Raw genomic sequence first — 18,699 nt, forward strand, 5'->3', positions numbered from 1 at the left:
ACCCTATTTGAAGACCTTATCGAAGCGTGGATCAGACTTTCAGTGATGCGCCTTGCGTCTTAATCACTTCTTGGTACCAGTAGAAGCTTTTCTTACGCAGACGAGTGAGATCGCCATTGCCTTCATTGTCGCGGTCAACGTAGATAAAGCCGTAGCGCTTACTCATTTCAGCGGTAGAGTTCGCCACCAGGTCGATAGGTCCCCATGTGGTGTAACCCATCAGCTCAACACCATCTTCAATTGCTTCGCGTGCTTGAACAAGGTGATCGTTTAAGTAAGAGATGCGGTAATCATCGATGATTTCGCCCTCAGCCGTAATTTCGTCGCGCGCGCCTAAACCGTTTTCAACAATAAAGAGTGGCTTTTGGTAGCGATCGTATAGGAAGTTAAGCAGAATGCGCAGACCTTTCGGGTCAATCAACCAGCCCCATTGGCTCTTCTCAAGGTATGGGTTTGGTACGCCAGCCACGATGTTACCGACTTCTTTTTCTTGCTCTTTCGCGCTAGCACAGCCTGATGCGTAGTAGCTGAAAGAGATAAAGTCGACACTCGCTGCGGCTAATGTTTCTAGATCGCCATCTTCCATTTCAATTGTGATGCCGTTATCACGGAAGTAGCGCAGCATGTAACCTGGGTAGCGTCCACGAGTTTGTACATCACCAAAGAATAGCCATTGGTTATTTTCGTGCATGGTGGCGATGACATCATCAGGGTTACAGGTGTGTGGGTAAGCGATAGCACCAAGTAGCATGTTACCGATTTTGGCGTCAGGAATGATTTCATGGCATAGCTGAACTGTTTGCGCACTTGCCACTAGTTGGTGGTGAATCGCTTGGAAGATCTCTTGTTCTGACGCTTCTTCTTGTAAACCAACACCAGTGAAAGGCGCGTGTAGTGACATGTTGATTTCATTAAACGTCAGCCACAGTTTTACGCTGTCTTTATAACGTTCAAACACGGTACGCGCATAACGAGTGAAGAACTCTATCAGTTTACGGCTGCCCCAGCCATTGTAGTTCTCGACTAACGCATAAGGCATCTCGTAATGTGACAGTGTTACAAATGGTGTGATGTTGTGTGCTGCTAATTCCGCAAAAATCTTGTCGTAGTACTCTAGACCTGCTTGGTTTGGCTCTAGCTCGTCACCATTTGGATAGATACGTGTCCACGCGATAGAAAGGCGCAGACAGGTAAAGCCCATCTCTTTAAATAGTGCGATGTCTTCTGGGTAGCGATTGTAGAAATCGATGGCGAGATCTTTGATGCCCGGGGTGCGTTCTTCACGAGTTTGATGCGGGCTTAAGATGCCGTTAGGCAGCATGTCAGAAGTCGATAGACCTTTGCCATCTAGTGTGTGAGACCCTTCTACTTGGTTAGCAGCAATAGCGCCGCCCCATAAAAAATCATTTGGAAATGTTGTATTTGTCATTGGGAATTCCCGATTGTTCGCAAGCGAATAAATTAGCTACGTCTTAGTTCGATACATTGAGCATAGCTGTTTGCCTTCAAGCCGTAGATAATTTGAACATGGTGTTGGTCGATACGAACCACACCAATGGCTCCCGCTTGCTTAAGCGCTTTTTCATCTAACAATGAAAGCTCTTTAAGTTCGAGTCTCAATCGAGTAGCACATGCTCCACAATCCAAAATGTTATGGAGTCCCCCCAATGCGCTAATGATGGTATCAACCTCTTGATCAAGGTCAGGGTTAACACGCGTGAGTAAAGCAAAAAAACGGCGCAGAAAAGTAAGCACGTTTCTATCTCTCATTATCTATACAGCTGAAAGTTGATTATGCGGATTCTCTAGATTAGAGGTAGAGGGAATGTGTCAGAAAGTGAACTAGGATGAGAATTTCGCGACTGGTTGGTTAACTTATCAGCATCGTCTGAGCTCAGTAAAGACGAGGCTCGACGACGGAATATGCAACTGAGAATGGATTGGCTCGGTTAATGATGTCGATAAAATGTTTGAGTCGAAGTCGGCAGTTTGCAACTAACTATCTGTAATACAATGACGATATCGTTTGCTTGAAACATCTCAAGATAACTTGAGCATGACTAAGTGGCACTAAGCCGTAATAAGGATAGATATGTTAAAAACGAAACTAGCGCTATTGATTGGTTGTTTGTCTTTTGGCGTTAATGCCGCCAGTTTTGAAGCGGTGACTTTAGGTAGTAAAGGTGGCATTCAAGACGGCAACTTGACCGCATTTATGCTCAAAAGTGAGCAAGATGACAACTATGTACTGCTTGATGCCGGTTCAGTGGTTAACGGTTTGATTGTTTCTGAGCAAAAAGGCGCGTTTGATGATGTGAAAGTGCCGCAAGAGTCTAACTTAACCAAAGTTGGCTACCTGTTAAAAGAGAAGGTGAAAGGCTACTTGATCAGCCACGCTCACCTTGACCACGTCGCGGGTATGATTATCAGTTCTCCAGATGACAGCAATAAACCAATCTATGGTTTGTCTGCCACCAATGAAGCGTTGATGAATAACTATTTTAACTGGTCAGCATGGCCAAACTTCGGTAACGAAGGTAATGGTTTCAAGCTAAGTAAATACACCTACACAGATTTGCCACAATACCAATGGCAACCAGTAAAAGGCACCAGCATGCAAGTGATGGCGATGCCATTAGCGCACTCTGGTGGTCAATCTACGGCATTTGCACTGAAAGATAGTGACGGCGACCTATTTGTTTACTTTGGTGATACGGGACCTGACGCGGTCGAGAAAAGCGATGCGTTGAGCAAAGTGTGGCAAACGCTAGCGCCGTTTGTGAAAGAGGGGCAGCTAAAAGGTATTGTGATTGAAGTCTCCTTTACCAATAAAACGCCAGATAAAATGCTGTTTGGTCATCTAACACCAAATTGGTTGTTAAAAGAGCTGACTGCACTTGAGACACTTGCAGGCAAAGGTAGCCTAGAAGATCTAGATGTGGTGATTAGCCATATCAAATACAGCTTGAAGAAAGGCGAGGACCCACAAGTGGTCATTCAACGTGAATTGGAACAGGGCAATGAGCTTGGTGTGAACTTCCACTTCCCAGCCCAAGGTGATGCGTTAAGTTTTTAACCTCATCGACTTCGTTTGATCTTCATTAGCCTCGTGATTTTACGGGGCTTTTTATTGTGTTAACTCACAGTTTCAGAATGATATGCTAATAGCATGTGAGTTCTCTCGCAGACAGAATCATTATTTCGCTTATAAACTTATTTTTACCCGTGAAATAAAAGTGATCAAATAATGAAAAAAACCTTACTTGCAGTTTTAGTCTCTAGTATTGCATTTGGCTCTTATGCTGCGCAGTGGAACGTACCAGATTTAGCCATTGGCGGCGCTGAATTACCTCAATCAGTTGAGCATAAACCTTTAGTCGATGGTGTCGATTATTATCAGATTCAAAGAGGTTCATCTCAAGGGGAGGAGTACTTGTTATCGAGTGGTATTGTCAATGACGCTACCATCAAGGACTACTCCGCAAAACTTAATGAACTCCAAGTGGAGTATCATATTGAATCTGCGCCAGAAACCGCCCCAAACGGCGAAAAAATGGATAAAATTATTCGTCTGCGAGGCTTTGAATCTGCTGAGCAAGCAGCAGAGCAGGCGAAAGTGCTTAAACAACATGGTCTCAACTTTTCTCCGAGATTTTCTGCACAAGACGGTTATAAAACCCATGGGCCTTTTGAGATTAGCTTGCTACGGGTTGATCTAAACCAATATCAAGGCAAAGTTTCGAGCATACTGGCTAACGATAAGGTCACGACTGCTGAGACCGTTTCAAGTATGGCAAAGCGAAATGAAGCACTTGCAGCCATCAACGGTGGCTTTTTTGCCTTTAACGATCAAGTGGGTGACTTAGGCGCTCCGGCAGGTTTGTATGTCAAAAATGGTCAGCTATTGCGAGAAGCAGCAAATCAGCGTCCGGTGTTGATTATTGATAACTCCGGCAAACACTCAAAAGTATCGATTGGTAATTCAGTGACAACGGAAGTGTTGCTTGATATCAACGGTAAGGCGGTGCGTATTGATGGTATTAACCGAAAACCAGGCGTTATTCTTAACTGTGGTGGCTACGACGATACGCCATCTACCGAAGCGATCCATGACTTTGTTTGTACCGATGCAAGTGAGGTAATTGTTTACAACGCTGCTTATGATAATCAAACCCCGCAAGGCGCAGGTCAAGAGATCGTGATTGATCCAAATGGTAAGGTCACAGAGATCTTAACCCAGCGTGGTCGTGTGATTGAGCCTAACTATAGTTATGTGCAGTTAACCGGTGACGCCAAACTTAATGTCAACGTTGGCGATAGCATTAACTTAAACAGTAAAGTTGTGGTTGATGGCCAAGAATATGAACTGCGTGAAGGCGTTTCAATGTTAAATGCCGGCCCGAGTCTTGTCACCAATTCAGCGATTGATATTACCTCGCGTAATACGCAAGGTTTCAATCCTTATCCTTCCACTGGCGATCACGCTGGCTCTCAAGATGATGATGGTTTGGGTGTTAGTGGTGCGATGGAAAACCGAGAAGGCTTTTACAATGGGTGGGTATTGCGTCGTCATCCTCGTACAGCGCTAGGTATTACAGATAACAATGTGTTGTATGCAGCGGTTGTTTATGGGCGCGCACCAACTGTAACCGAGGGAGCCAGCATTACTGATATGGCCGCATTGATGGAAGCATTGGATACGGAAAGAGCGATTAACCTTGATGGTGGCGGTTCTTCAATGATGGTGCTTGAAGGTAAGCGCACAGGTTCTTCTTCTGACGCAAGTGAAAGGGAAGTCTCAGACGCGATTATCTTTACTCGTTAAGAGTTTTAATCCGTTCCTGCTAGGTGCGTAGGTAGAGAATAAAAAAGCTCCTTCGGGAGCTTTTTACTTAAGCCCTAATCTTTTCGCTAAACGATGCAAATTGCCATTATCGATCTCTAATTGCCGTGCGGTGGCAGCCCAGTTACCTTGATTTTGTTCTAGCACTTGTACAATCATGGTTTTCTGAAAGGTATCTGTCGCTTGTTTCAATCCTTTTTCAGCTAGGATAGGTAATGCTTGTCCTTTATCAGTGGTAGTTTGTGTCTCCACTAAGCCTTGATTCGGCATTTTGATATCAAAATCCTGTTCGACTAATTCAATATCTAAACTGTGAGAGCGTGCTTTAGCCAGTACACCCGCGCGCTTAATTACATGCTCTAACTCACGCACGTTTCCGGGCCATGCGTATTCTTTGAGAGCCAGCACGAGAGTCGGTGCAAGGCGGATACTGTTGAGCCCTAACTTATTTCGTAGTTGCTCGGCAAAGAAGCCAGCGAGCAGCACGACATCGTTTTCTCGCTCACGCAGTGGCGGCACATGCAGAGGAAATACACTCAAACGATGGTATAAGTCAGCGCGGAAACGGCCAGCCGTCACTTCTTCATGTAGCACTCGATTCGTGGCAGCAACAATCCGAGTATTGACTCGGATATGACGATCATCACCAACACGTTGAATGTCGCCATATTGTAAAGCTCGCAGCAATTTTGCTTGTAACTCTAAAGAGAGTTCCCCCACTTCATCTAAGAATAGAGTGCCGCCATCGGCTTGCTCAAACTTGCCTTTACGATTGCTGATTGCGCCAGTAAACGCCCCTTTGATATGACCAAATAGCTCACTTTCTGCGACAGACTCGGGTAACGCGGCACAGTTGAGATAGACCAAGGTGTGATTGGCTCGGCTCGAGCGATGATGGAGCGCATTGGCAACCAACTCTTTACCAACGCCGGTTTCTCCCATCACCAATACGGACAGTTCAGTATCTGCTACCGCATCGATTTGTTGTTGTAGTGCGAGCATTCCACTGGAGTGACCAATGATCTCATTACTTAATGTTCGCTTTTCCGCATAAGAATTGCGTGGCAGGCTGGTTTGAGTTTCCAACTGTTCGAGCAATAGCGCGGTATGTAACCCGCCCGCTGCTAACGCGCTAATAAAGCGCAACTCTTGGTTTAATAGACCATCAAACTGGTTGGGGTCAAAGGCATCGATGGTAATTGCCCCAATTAATTGATCATCAATCAATAGCGGTAAACCAATACAAGAATGCACATGGAGTTTATCGTCATGGTTGGGAATCAATCCATCATACGGGTCGGGTAAATCACTATCCGATGGAAAACGGACGATATCGCCTGCACGAGCGATGGCTTCTAGACGAGGGTGCTGCTCTATAGAGAAGCGTCTGCCTAGAACCTCGCTTGCCAACCCGTTAATTGCTAGTGGTTTAAAGTGCTGATCTTCAAAAAGAAGTAGAGCCGAAGAGTCACATTGAAGTACCTCACGAATGGTGGTGAGTAGAGTGTCAAAGCGCGCCTGTCGAGTCAGTGCCGAGTTGAGATCTTGTGTAATGTGAAGCCACTGAGCAATTAATGAAGTCATAATGAATACCGTCTGTGTCTATATGACAATTGTAGTGTCTTAATAACAAAATTCAACTGTGTCAAAAGGACATTTTTGGTGATTTGTTTTTGGTTAAGTGTATGAATTTGTTAGGTATAAAAACTTGGCATACACGATGCAATAACTAAGAAAATATTTTTGATTATTTGTTATCTGAGGCTGTAATTATGACAATTCACGTAAAAAACAACGTTCATTGGGTTGGTCAACGCGACTGGGAAGTTCAAGAGTTCCACGGAACCGAATATAGAATGACCAAAGGCACGAGTTACAATAGTTACCTAATCCGTGAAGAAAAAACAGTCCTGATTGATACGGTTGACCATCGATTTAGCCAGCAGTTTATTCAAAATTTAGCGATGGAAGTCGATTTGAATACCATTGACTTTATTGTAATCAACCATGCTGAAGAAGACCATTCAGGTGCGTTATCTGCCTTGATGGAAAGAATCCCTAATACGCCGATTTACTGCACTGAAGCGGCGATTGACTCGATTGTTGGTCATCATCATCACCCGGAATGGAATTTCAAAACCGTCAAAACAGGTGACAGCATTGATATTGGTAACGGTAAGCAATTGATCTTTGTTGAAGCGCCAATGCTGCATTGGCCAGACAGTATGATGACCTACCTAACAGGCGACGCTGTGCTGTTCAGTAATGATGCATTTGGTCAGCATTACTGCGATGAGCGGTTGTTTAATGACGAAGTGGATCAAAATGAGTTAATGGAACAGTGTTTACGCTATTACTCAAATATTTTGACGCCATTTAGCAGTTTAGTGACCGCTAAGATTAAAGAGGTACTCAGTTTCAATTTGCCTGTCGACATGATTGCCACGTCACATGGTATTGTTTGGCGCGAGAACCCAGCCCAAATAATCGAACAGTACTTAGAGTGGGCAGACAACTATCAAGAAGACCGCATTACCATTTTCTATGACTCGATGTCTAATAATACTCGCATGATGGCAGATGCTATCGCTCAGGGGATCCACGATGTTGATCCTGGTGTTGCGGTTAAAGTCTTCAACGTTTCGAAGCAGGATAAAAATGAAATTCTGGCGAATGTATTTCGCTCGAAAGGCATCTTGGTTGGCTCATCAACCATGAACAATGTGATGATGCCTAAGATCGCCGGCATGTTAGAGGAGATTACAGGACTTCGCTTTAAAGCAAAGAAAGCCGCAGCGTTTGGTAGCTACGGTTGGAATGGTGGGGCGGTAGACCGTATTCATGCGCGTTTAACTGATGCTGGTTTTGAAACCGCGTTAAGCCTTAAAACGAAATGGCGACCTGATGGTAAAGCGATGCGTGAATGTCGCGAACACGGTCAGAACATAGCTAAGCTATGGGCAAAAAAAGAGCTAACTTATTCAGTGGTTAATCCCTCTTCGTTCACTCGCCAAATCAATGCAGAGCAACCCGTCGCCCAAGAGACTACGCAATCTGTTGTTGGAGTTGAATCAGATAAAGCGAATGTTCAAGCGCATCCAGATAACTGCCAATGTATGGTATGTACGGTATGTAATTGGGTATATGACCCTGCGCAAGGAGAGCCGAATCAAGGCATTGAGCCCGGAACAGTTTGGTCTGATGTACCGGATTACTTCCTATGTCCAGAGTGTCATTTGGGTAAAGATGTGTTTGTTGAGTACCAAGGTTAAGGGGGCGAAATGAAAGCACCGATTGTTATTATTGGTAGTGGCTTTGCGGCTTATCAGCTAGTTAAGACCGTGCGCCGTCTCGACGCCTCAAGCCCGATTCAAGTGTTTACTGCTGATGATGGCGCTGAATACAATAAGCCAGATCTTAGTCATGTGTTTAGTAAGCAGCAAACCGCACGGGATTTAGTGGTAAAAACGGCGCAAGAGTTTGCTCAGCAGCACAATATTGAACTCTTCAGCCATAGCTTGGTTGAACGTGTCGATACTCAAACACAACAAATTGTGGTGAATGGCTGCACTTATCCGTACGCCAAATTGGTGTTTGCGACTGGGGCACAAGCCTTCGAGCCGCCAATGCTAGGTGATGCGGTGCAAGAAGTGATTACCTTAAACTCGCTGCAAGAGTATCAAGCGGTTGAAGCAACATTAAGCTATGCGAAACGAGTTCTGGTCATCGGCGGCGGTTTGATTGGTGTCGAGCTTGCGATGGATCTGGCGAGCAGTGGTAAAGAGGTGAGTATTGTCGAACCCAATACTCGCTTACTGGCAAACTTACTGCCCGAGTTTGTGGCGCTGCCTTTAGAGCATCATCTTATTCAGCAAGGTATCAAGTTGCTGCTTAGCAGCAGTGTCTCAGAGATCAATTATGCTGATGGTGCTCAAGTGATGACTTTGAGCAATGGACAAAACATTACCGCTGATGCGGTCATTTGTGCCGCAGGGTTGCGAGCCAATACCAAACTGGCAAGAGACGCGGGTATCACAATCAATCAAGGTATCTGCGTTAACCCTCAACTGCAAACTTCCGTAATCAATGTCTATGCCTTAGGCGATTGCGCTGAGATAGAAGGGAAGGTGCTTCCTTATCTGCAACCCATCGTTTTAAGCGCTAATGTACTGGCTAAACAGTTGCTGGGCGAGGAGGCACGGTTAGTATTGCCGCCAATGATGGTGAAAGTAAAAACGCCCAGTTATCCAATTCAATTGGCGGGCAGTTTCGCTCAAGTTGAGACTTGGAGTGTGCAGTTTTCTAAAGGCGGTATTGTTGCAAAAGCAGAAAATGCCAATAACCAGCTGACAGGTTTTGTTGTCAGTGGGGAACAAGTGACGCAAGCTTTCCCTTTGCTTAGAGAACTGTCTATATCAGCGTCTAAATCGGAATTGAAAGCAAATCAAGCGAGTTTAAATTAGATAAGGGGATCAATATGTCACATCTACGTATTCCACATGATTGGACGATTCAACGTTCGACGCCGTTCTTTACTAAAGCGACGGTACCTAGTGCATTGCTTACTCATCATAATACCGCTCAAGGTGTATTTGGTCAGCTATGTGTAATGGAAGGGCAAGTCACTTACTTTGGTTTTGCTGATGAGCATGCGACGGAGCCAGAAATGACCGTGGTAATTAATGCCGGGCAATTTGCCACTAGCCCGCCTCAGTACTGGCACCGTATTGAGTTGAGTGAAGACGCGCAGTTCAATATCAATTTTTGGTCGAATCAAGATAAGAGCGGTGAAGCGTTATTTCAAACTAAGAAATAGCGATACCTATAGTGATAACTAAAGCGATAGGTATTGAATCAGGTCTATTTATCGGGAAAAAATGGCACCTAGAAAAAGCCCCTGAAATTCAGGGGCTTAATTTTATGATTATCTACACTCTTTTTTGTATCAATGAGTGGGCGTGATTATTGACCGACTTTACTCAATTTAAGCCAAGTATCGATGACGGTGTCTGGGTTTAATGATACCGAACTAATACCTTGCTCCATTAACCACTGAGCAAGATCATCGTGATCCGATGGACCTTGACCACAAATACCGACATATTTGCCCGCTTTTGTGGCGGCATCAATGGCCATCTTCAACATGGCTTTAACCGCAGGGTTACGCTCATCAAATAGATAGGCGACATCACCAGAGTCACGGTCTAAGCCAAGCGTAAGCTGAGTCATGTCGTTTGAACCAATGGAGAAGCCATCAAAGTGCTTAAGGAACTCTTCTGCTAAAATTGCGTTTGAAGGTAGCTCACACATCATGATTACTTTTAAGCCTTGGTCACCACGACGTAGGTCAAACTTACCCAGCAGATCGATAACCGAAGCGGCTTCGTCGGTCGTGCGTACAAATGGGATCATGATTTCGACGTTCTTCAAGCCCATGTCATTACGGACACGTTTGATCGCGCGGGTCTCTAACTCGAAGCACTCTTCAAAGTCTGGAGAGATGTATCGAGAAGCCCCACGGAAGCCCAGCATTGGATTCTCTTCGTGAGGTTCGTAATCTTTACCGCCAATCAGGTTGCTGTATTCATTCGACTTAAAATCTGACATACGCACGATAACGCGTTTAGGCCAAAACGCAGACGCGATAGTCGCAATACCCTCGGTCAGCTTACTCACGTAAAAATCGACAGGGTCTTTGTAGCCACGAATGCGTTGGCTGATCTCTGCTTTTAGCTCGTCGCTTTGTGCATCGAAGTTAAGCAATGCTTTCGGGTGGATACCAATCATCTTATTGATGATAAATTCTAAACGCGCAAGACCCACACCTTCATTTGGGATCTGAGCAAAATCGAATGCTCGGTCTGGGTTACCCACGTTCATCATCACTTTGGTTGGCAGCAGTGGCAGTTCGTCGACCGATGAGCGCTTAACCGCAAAGTCCAATTCACCTTGATAAACATAACCCGTTTCACCTTCCGCACAGGATACCGTCACCGTTGAACCATCGGCTAATAGCTCTGTCGCATTGCCGCAACCAACGATAGCAGGAATACCCAATTCGCGAGCAATGATGGCTGCGTGACAAGTACGGCCGCCACGATTAGTGACAATGGCAGAGGCTTTTTTCATTACCGGTTCCCAGTCTGGGTCGGTCATGTCGGTAACCAATACATCGCCATCTTGAACCAGTGACATTTGATCAAGTGAATCGACGAGGCGCACAGGACCACTGCCGATACGTTGCCCAATCGCACGGCCTTCCAGTAGTACGTCAGCTTTGTTGTTTAGCTCGTAACGCTCAATCACGTTTTGGTTGCTCTGCGAACATACGGTTTCAGGGCGAGCTTGCACAATGTAAAGCTGGCCATCGATACCATCTTTTGCCCACTCAATATCCATCGGACGCTGGTAGTGCTTCTCGATGATCATCGCTTGTTTGGCAAGTTCTTTGATCTCTTCATCGTTGAGTGAAAATTGGTTGCGCTCTTGCTCATCGGTGTCGATGATTTCCACTTGCTTACCAATTTCCGGGTTTGGCGAGTAGATCATTTTGATCTGTTTCGATCCGAAGGTCTTTTTTACAATCGGATGCTGACCCGCTTCAAGCATTGGTTTGTGAACGTAGAACTCATCTGGGTTCACCGCGCCTTGAACTACCATTTCACCTAAGCCCCATGAAGAGGTGATGAATACCACTTGGTCAAAGCCGGACTCGGTATCTAGCGTAAACATTACCCCAGAAGAGGCTTTATCAGATCGAACCATGCATTGGATACCTGCTGAAAGCGAGATACCACGATGGTTAAAACCTTGGTGGACACGGTATGAAATCGCACGGTCATTAAACAGCGATGCATACACGTGTTTGGTCGCTTCTAATACCGCGTCGATACCTTTAACGTTGAGGAAGGTTTCTTGCTGACCAGCAAATGAAGCGTCTGGTAAGTCTTCTGCTGTTGCAGATGAGCGAACTGCAACCGACATTTCAGGCTTGCCGGCTGTCAGTTCCTCATAATTTGTACGAATATCTTGTTCTAAATCGACTGGGAAAGGGGCATCTAACACCCATTGGCGAATTTGCGCACCGGTTTTGCGTAGCGCGTCAACGTCACTCACGTCGAGTTCATCCAGTAATTGGTGAATACGATCGTCAAGACCGTCATGGTCAAGGAATTGGTTAAAGGCATAGGAGGTCGTCGCGAATCCGTTAGGAACGGAAACACCCGCTTTCGAGAGGTTGGAAACCATCTCACCCAGCGAGGCATTTTTGCCACCAACCTTATCAACATCTTCCATGGATAGGCCATTAAACCATAGGGTATTGTTTTGCATGTCTTTCTCCAGAATGCAGCATTTTGTGTAGGGGTTTTATGGCAAACGTTTACGTGAGATCTCAAAAAATTTTTAACAGATTTTCAAAGCTGTGCTCAGCGTAATAGTCTGCTCGGGTTATTTATTTGTATTATGGGGCTATCCTAATCAAATAATTTTGAAAGTTTAAATAAAACATGCAAATTAATAGTCAAAGTCGTGATGTATTCTATGTTTCTGATGGAACCGCCATAACATGTGAGACCTTAGGGCATGTTGTTCTGGGTCAATTTCCTTTCAAAGCAAATGAAAAAACTTTCCCCTTTATAGAAAGTGAAGAAAAGTTGACAAATTTGTTAAAAGAAATCCAGTGCTCATATCAAAAAAACGGTGAAAAGCCGTTAGTTTTTTTCTCTATTGTATTGCCTGAACTAAAGGCAATGCTGCTGGAATCTCCCGCTCATTGCTATGATGTGATCGAGAGCATGGTGCAGCGAGTGCAGAACGATACCAATTTAATGCCTGAGCCAAAGTTGCAGCGTTCGCGCAGTGTCAGCAAAGATTCAGAGACTTACTTTGACCGTATTGCGGCAATTGAATACACCTTGGCACACGATGATGGCATCACCCTAAAAGGGTTAGAAAAGGCCGATATCATTTTGCTGGGTGTTTCTCGCAGCGGTAAGACCCCAACGAGTTTATATATGGCAATGCAGTTTGGTTTGCGCGTAGTGAATTATCCCTTTATCGAAGAGGACATCCGTCGCCTTCGCCTATTACCTGAGTTTGAAATTCACCGCCACAAACTGTTTGGCTTAACCATCGATCCTGAGCGTTTAACGCAAATTCGTGAAAATCGTTTAGCGGGCAGCGACTACGCCAGCAGTGAGCAATGTTTAGCGGAGCTTGCCAGCGTTGAGGCTCTGTTCCGCCGTGAGGCGATTCCCTATATCAATACATCGGCACTGTCGGTTGAAGAGATCTCGACTCGTATTCTTGAGAAGTCAGGTCTGAGAAGGCGCTTGCTATAGAGCTAACTCACTTTATTTGAGTATTGATGCATATGTAATGCTGTTTATTTTGCGAGTCATATCATGTCAGTTGTTCCCTTTCTCTCGGAGCGGATTGTTAAAGTTAAGCGATGAGAAAAGTGGAGAAAACTTAATGAAAAAAGCGCTGTTGGTTTCGATATCGATAGGGTTTGTACTGTTGGTGGTGGTAGGGCGTCAGCAAGGTTGGTTTGGTTCAGGTAATCCAGAGTCCTTTCCGAAACTACCTGAAGAGGCAGATTTTGAAGTTTCGCAGGAATTTGATGGGCAATGGCAAGGACGTCGTATTGACGTAACTGGCAATAATCTTTGTGAGCGCACCACGATGGCAGGCACAGTGAAAAATGGATTTGCCAAATTAGTTCTGACCTATAACGGAACGCTATTGCAGGGTTGGATAGATACGCAAGGCAATTTGCAACTGTATGCCAATAACCGTCAGTGGGACTATCGGTTTTCAGCGCAAGTTGTGGCCAACCAGATTGAGGGACGTTGGTTTTTGACTAATGGTCCGTGCAAAGGGATTTGGATGATGCGTCGCCAGTGATTTTTTTCTCAATAATGGCTAATCTTATACAGCGGCTTAAAAGTAAATGCTCTTAACAAAGTTCGCATGAATTGTATTAGGTTTGAAGTGAAGTGGGATAATGGAGAAAGTTGTTGATTTGAACCTTTGGCAAAAGGCTCATGTTAAATCACAAGCGGAGTTGAATGCTTTATTCGATGAAATGAGTGCGCTTTATCAAGCAGATTCTTATGCAAACATTGCTTTAAGACGTGCCTTGTTGGAGAGACTCAAATTAGCCCTGCTTCGCTTTCAACCTCAGTTAGAGCAAGCTCTAAGCGATGACTACGGTTATCGTAGTGATTTTGATAGTGTTATTTGTGATTTACTACCTGCAATAGAGCATATCAACTACACCAGTAAACATCTTGGGAAGTGGATGAAAGCGTCTAAGCGTCGAGCAGGCTTGATGTTGACGCCATCAAAACTCGAAGTGATCTATCAACCTTTAGGTGTGGTTGGTGTCGTTGTTCCTTGGAATTTCCCGATATTTCTGAGCATTGGACCAATAGCGACGGCTCTCGCTGCGGGTAACCGAGTGATGGTGAAATTGAGTGAGCACACACCCCATACCAATCAGGTTTTAACTCAGGTATTTTCTGAAGTCGATAATCATGTTTATGTCGTGGAAGGGGATGTGGAAATTGCCCAGTATTTTTCGCAGCTACCGTTTGACCACTTACTTTTTACTGGCTCCACGAAGGTCGGTAAATTGGTGGCACAGGAAGCCGCCAAAAACCTCACTCCAGTGACGCTAGAACTGGGAGGCAAGTCGCCAGTGATCATTGCGCCAGATGCGGATATCTATAAATCAGTGGATGCCATTTTGATGGGTAAATCGATTAACGCTGGCCAAATTTGTGTTGCTCCTGACTACGTTTTGTTACCTGAGGACAAACAAAAAACGTTTATTGAATATTACTTACAGCGCTTCTCGGAATTATTTATCGAGTCATGTCAGCCTTTAACTAAAGTGATTAATCAGACTCAATTTGATCGCCTGAACAGTTATCTGGAAGATGCGCAAGAGAAGGGAGCAAATATCCATACTATTGAGGCAAAAGCCCAAGATCGCGTCTTGTTGCCTCATCTGATCACTAATTTAACGGACAGTATGTTAGTGATGAAAGAAGAGATTTTTGGGCCTATTTTACCCGTGATTGGTTATCGGCATATACATCAAGTGTTTGAGTATATTGAGAACAAGCCAAGACCATTGGCGCTCTATTTGATGAGTAACGATAGAGCCTTGATTGAGCAGGTAAAGAAGCAAACTCATAGTGGCGGTTTGTGTATCAACGATACATTACTGCATGTTTCAGCCAAAGATGCACCATTTGGAGGTATCGGTCAGGCAGGGATGGGCCACTATCATGGCATTGAGGGGTTTCGTACCTTCTCAAAAGCCAAAACCGTACTCACTACTCCCTCATGGCTACCTCGTAGTCGCTTGCTTTTAAAGCATCAAAGTTACTTAAAGCAGCTAATGTCGACGTTTTTTCTACGTTAGTGTTCTTGAAGTACCGCACGCAAGTATCGCGATAAAAAAACAGACCCAAATGGGTCTGTTTTGCTTAGCACTTTATCGTATTTTTTGAGGCTGACTTTACTGGCAGTTAGACTGTTTATGGCGCGTCTGAAATAGGCACTGGTGCGTAGTGTTGCGGACCTAGTTTTGCTACTTCAGGAATAATTGTCGCAATAGTCATGGTGGACCATGTACCCGCAACGATACCGATAAACATTGTGACTGAGAATCCGTAAAGCGGCTCACCACCAAGTAACCATAGAGAGATAACAGAGATTAACGTAGTCCCTGACGTGATTAAGGTACGAGATAGGGTATTAAGGATCGCTTGGTTGTTTAGCTCAGCGATCGGTAATTTCACGTTGGCCTTAAGTAGCTCTCGGATACGGTCAGAGATGATGATCGAGTCATTAAGCGAGTAACCCAATACCGCCAATAGTGCTGCCAGTACGGTTAAATTAAACTCCAGTCCGGTTAAGGCAAAGAAACCGAGTAGAATAAACACGTCATGCATTAGCGCAAGGAGTGCACCAGAAGCTAGGCGCCACTCAAAGCGGAAGCTTAGGTAAGCCAGGATCACTAGCAGTGTGATCAAAACAGCCAAGCCACCTTGCTCCGCTAGCTCTTGGCCAACCTGTGGACCGACTAAACTGACGTTAATCATCTCCACTTTATTTGAGAAGCTCTCTAGTAGCGAGCGTATTTCAGGTTGTTGTTCAAGGTTCTCTGGCGCTGCGTAACGAAGCATCCATTGGCCTTGATCGCCTGTTGCTACCACGGAAACTGGTTGGTGTAGGGCCGCTTCAAGCTTACTTTGAATTTGCGGCGCGGTAAGTGTGTTATCCAAACGGACTTCGCTGATCATACCGCCAGTGAAATCGAGGCCAAAGTTTAGGCCTTTGGTCATAAGAGCAAAGACTGAAACAATGATCAGCAAGCATGAAAGTAGGCTGCCTGCGTGACGCAATTTGGTTAATTTGTTTAATTTATTCATAATTATACTCTCACACCGCGACGTGAATCTTTACCCCAAATAATGTTGATCACTGCGCGTGAAGCGAAAATACCAGTGAACATACTGGTCAATAGACCAAGTCCAAGCGTCAGAGCAAAGCCTTGAATTGGACCATTACCGATCGCGTACAAGGTTGCCGCTGAGATCAGTGTTGTGATGTTGGAGTCGAGGATAGTGGCAAAAGCACTACTAAAGCCAAGGTCAATGGATTGCGCCATGCTACGACCTTCGCGCAGTTTCTCTTTGATACGTTCAAAGATTAGTACGTTGGTATCGACGGCCATACCGATTGTTAGAACTAAACCAGCAATACCCGGCAGGGTTAATACCGCACCTGGCAGTAAAGCAATCAAGCCCAGCAGCATCACCATATTGATAAGCAGTGCAGCGTTTGCAACCCAACCGAGTTTGCGATACCAAACGGCCATAAATAGCAAAGTAAGGCTTAAGCCAAGTGCTAATGCAGCGAAGCCATTTTCAATGTTTTCAGCACCAAGAGATGGACCAATGGTACGTTCTTCTACGATAGTCACTGGCGCAGTTAGCGAGCCTGCACGCAATAGTAAAGCGAGATCTTGTGCATCATTAAGCTGGCCGACGCCGGTGATTCTAAAGCGGTTTCCTAGCTGAGACTGAATGGTTGCGATACTAATGATGGTGTTTGATTGCTCAACATTACCTTCAGCGTCACGGCTGTATTCACTGTAGCCAGTCGCCATTGGTTTACCAATGTGTTTACCTGAGAAGTCCGACATCATATGACCGCCAGTGGAATCTAACGAAATGTTAACTTCTGGCATGCCCATTTCGCCCATTCCAGCACGGGCATCAACAATGTGTTCACCAGTTAGGACAGGTTTACGTACCACGTGCACCGGACGACCATCTTGGTCAGGAATCATAATGGTGTTGATTGCGCGCTCAGGTTTTACTTCATAGAAAGCCAAACTTGCGGTTGCACCGATTACATTTTTCGCCGCAGCTGGATCTTGAACGCCTGGCAGCTCGATACGAATACGGTGTTCACCTTGGCGTTGAACCGCAGCTTCAGTGATGCCTAGCTCTTCGATACGGCTACGCATCGTCTGCAAGTTTTGTTGCACAGTTAGGCTGGTTAGCGTTTGCTTTTCTGAATCAGTCAGCGCCATCTCTAAGCCATTGTCGCCTTCACCGCGTACTTGCCATTGAGGGTATTGCTCACGGACAAATTGACGAATGGTTGTGATTGCTTCTTCTGTCGGTGCTTTGATGTTCAAGCCAGAATCACGATTTGTTTCCACACGAACACCGCGTAAACGCTCTTGACGCGCGTAATCTTTGATCGCTTCTTCGGCTTGTTGTGCATGAGAGCGAAATACTTCGTTCATATCCACATCAAGTAAAAACTGGACACCACCACGAAGGTCAAGACCCAATTTGATTGGCTTAAAGCCCATTTCAAGTAACCAAGCCGGAGCGGCTGGAACCATCGCTAGCGTTACCACGTCATCTTCAGGGGTAAAGTCAGCCAAAAATGTTTTGGCGTGGTTTTGATCTGCTGCATCATCTAAAACGACGGTGGTTTCACCATCACTCTGGTCGATACGCTTAACTGCCATACCATGCGCTTCAAGTTGTTGTTTAACGGTAACAACAGGCAATGGGCTATTTTCGTGGTTAATAATAACGGCTGCGTCTTCACCAAACCAAGAGGGTAAGGCACTCAGCAGCATGATAATGATTGTGGTTACAAGAACCACGTACTTCCATGCTGAGTAATGATTCAGCACGGTACGATTCGTTTTTTTTGTACGCATAAACATTGGTCTCTTTGGCAAACGCCAAATGATTAAATTGATGCTATGCGTTTTTTACGCACAGCAAAACGCTCGTTCATAAACGAGGAGCAATAAATAGAGAAATGTTAGGCGTCGGCTTGGCTGATAAACCGATAGAGGATGTTGGACTCTTTCCAGCCAGCAATACGGTGCATGGTCGAGGGTGGATGAAGTGTCCAGTCGTACCAATTATCGAGCGTGAGGTAGACACGCCAAACTAAGGTCGATGCGGTTGAATCAGTAAAGTCGAAAACTAATTCATAAGTAGGTTCTGCTTCGTGTAAGCGTTCTGGAATAAACGAACCGTTGCGCAGGATTGAGGCTAGGCTAGGAGAGAGCGATTTAGCCGGAGCACGTTGTTCAATTTGGAAAAAATGCGCAGGATCGTCTTGTTCAACAGGCGCGGTTGAAACAGTAACTTCGATAGGCTGGGTGAGCAGAGGCTTAATGATTGGCGCGACGCTAGTTGTTTGGCTAGCGAGTGCACTACCAGCAAACAAACAGGCGAGCAGCAGGCTAAGCATTACGCTCACCATACGGCACTGTTTAATCCACTGACAATTCATACAAT

The 18,699-nt window shown here is 45.2% G+C and carries 15 protein-coding genes; 8 read left to right on the top strand and 7 right to left on the bottom strand.

Annotated features, from left to right (window positions below; all coding sequences use genetic code 11):
- Positions 1–31: 31 nt before the first annotated feature.
- Positions 32–1,429 (bottom strand): glycoside hydrolase family 1 protein, encoded by a 1,398-nt coding sequence (locus IRQ95_RS09505; RefSeq protein WP_194436718.1) that lies wholly within the window; start codon positions 1,427–1,429, stop codon positions 32–34.
- Between the two features lie 32 nt (positions 1,430–1,461).
- Positions 1,462–1,755, bottom strand: coding sequence for a PTS sugar transporter subunit IIB (locus tag IRQ95_RS09510; RefSeq protein WP_114764849.1), 294 nt, complete (start codon positions 1,753–1,755; stop codon positions 1,462–1,464).
- Positions 1,756–2,092: 337 nt separating this feature from the next.
- On the opposite strand from IRQ95_RS09510, the gene IRQ95_RS09515 reads away from it, so the two are divergent.
- Positions 2,093–3,076, top strand: a complete 984-nt coding sequence (locus tag IRQ95_RS09515; RefSeq protein ID WP_194436719.1) for a 3',5'-cyclic-nucleotide phosphodiesterase — start codon at positions 2,093–2,095, stop codon at positions 3,074–3,076.
- Positions 3,077–3,247: 171 nt separating this feature from the next.
- Complete coding sequence (locus IRQ95_RS09520) at positions 3,248–4,825, top strand: phosphodiester glycosidase family protein (protein ID WP_194436720.1); 1,578 nt, start codon at positions 3,248–3,250, stop codon at positions 4,823–4,825.
- A gap of 63 nt (positions 4,826–4,888) precedes the next feature.
- Here the strand turns inward: IRQ95_RS09520 and norR are convergent, their stop codons facing one another.
- Positions 4,889–6,427: a nitric oxide reductase transcriptional regulator NorR gene (gene norR / locus IRQ95_RS09525; protein WP_194436721.1), complete on the bottom strand. Its 1,539-nt coding sequence runs from the start codon at positions 6,425–6,427 to the stop codon at positions 4,889–4,891.
- A 188-nt stretch (positions 6,428–6,615) separates the two neighbouring features.
- Between norR and norV the strand changes: the two genes are divergently transcribed.
- From norV to IRQ95_RS09540, 3 genes are read left to right on the top strand one after another with little or no spacing between them, the layout of a single operon-like run.
- Positions 6,616–8,115: an anaerobic nitric oxide reductase flavorubredoxin gene (gene norV, locus IRQ95_RS09530; protein ID WP_194436722.1), complete on the top strand. Its 1,500-nt coding sequence runs from the start codon at positions 6,616–6,618 to the stop codon at positions 8,113–8,115.
- 9 nt (positions 8,116–8,124) lie between these two features.
- The gene (gene norW, locus IRQ95_RS09535; protein ID WP_194436723.1) at positions 8,125–9,306 is read left to right on the top strand and encodes an NADH:flavorubredoxin reductase NorW; all 1,182 of its coding nucleotides are present in this window, start codon (positions 8,125–8,127) and stop codon (positions 9,304–9,306) included.
- Between the two features lie 14 nt (positions 9,307–9,320).
- The gene (locus IRQ95_RS09540) at positions 9,321–9,659 is read left to right on the top strand and encodes a TehB family protein (protein WP_194436724.1); all 339 of its coding nucleotides are present in this window, start codon (positions 9,321–9,323) and stop codon (positions 9,657–9,659) included.
- A 146-nt stretch (positions 9,660–9,805) separates the two neighbouring features.
- On the opposite strand, the gene ppsA is transcribed toward IRQ95_RS09540, so the two are convergent.
- Positions 9,806–12,175 (bottom strand): phosphoenolpyruvate synthase, encoded by a 2,370-nt coding sequence (gene ppsA / locus IRQ95_RS09545; RefSeq protein WP_194436725.1) that lies wholly within the window; start codon positions 12,173–12,175, stop codon positions 9,806–9,808.
- Positions 12,176–12,351: 176 nt separating this feature from the next.
- Here ppsA and ppsR point away from each other — a divergent pair, with 176 nt between their 5' ends.
- The 3 genes from ppsR to IRQ95_RS09560 all read left to right on the top strand — a co-directional run bounded on the left by ppsR (position 12,352) and on the right by IRQ95_RS09560 (position 15,278).
- The gene (ppsR, locus tag IRQ95_RS09550) at positions 12,352–13,185 is read left to right on the top strand and encodes a posphoenolpyruvate synthetase regulatory kinase/phosphorylase PpsR (RefSeq protein WP_194436726.1); all 834 of its coding nucleotides are present in this window, start codon (positions 12,352–12,354) and stop codon (positions 13,183–13,185) included.
- Between the two features lie 133 nt (positions 13,186–13,318).
- On the top strand, positions 13,319–13,750 hold the full coding sequence (locus tag IRQ95_RS09555) for a hypothetical protein (RefSeq protein WP_194436727.1): 432 nt from the start codon (positions 13,319–13,321) through the stop codon (positions 13,748–13,750).
- A 100-nt stretch (positions 13,751–13,850) separates the two neighbouring features.
- A complete protein-coding gene (locus IRQ95_RS09560) occupies positions 13,851–15,278 on the top strand; it encodes a coniferyl aldehyde dehydrogenase (RefSeq protein WP_194436728.1) in 1,428 nt (475 codons plus the stop codon).
- Positions 15,279–15,393: 115 nt separating this feature from the next.
- On the opposite strand, the gene secF is transcribed toward IRQ95_RS09560, so the two are convergent.
- The 3 genes from secF to IRQ95_RS09575 all read right to left on the bottom strand — a co-directional run bounded on the left by secF (position 15,394) and on the right by IRQ95_RS09575 (position 18,694).
- Complete coding sequence (gene secF, locus IRQ95_RS09565) at positions 15,394–16,290, bottom strand: protein translocase subunit SecF (protein WP_194436729.1); 897 nt, start codon at positions 16,288–16,290, stop codon at positions 15,394–15,396.
- Between the two features lie 2 nt (positions 16,291–16,292).
- Complete coding sequence (gene secD, locus IRQ95_RS09570) at positions 16,293–18,107, bottom strand: protein translocase subunit SecD (RefSeq protein WP_194436730.1); 1,815 nt, start codon at positions 18,105–18,107, stop codon at positions 16,293–16,295.
- Positions 18,108–18,214: 107 nt separating this feature from the next.
- Positions 18,215–18,694, bottom strand: coding sequence for a hypothetical protein (locus IRQ95_RS09575; protein ID WP_228481359.1), 480 nt, complete (start codon positions 18,692–18,694; stop codon positions 18,215–18,217).
- Between the last annotated feature and the right edge of the window lie 5 nt (positions 18,695–18,699).

The organism is Vibrio fluminensis, assembly GCF_015278125.1.
GTDB lineage: Bacteria > Pseudomonadota > Gammaproteobacteria > Enterobacterales > Vibrionaceae > Vibrio > Vibrio fluminensis.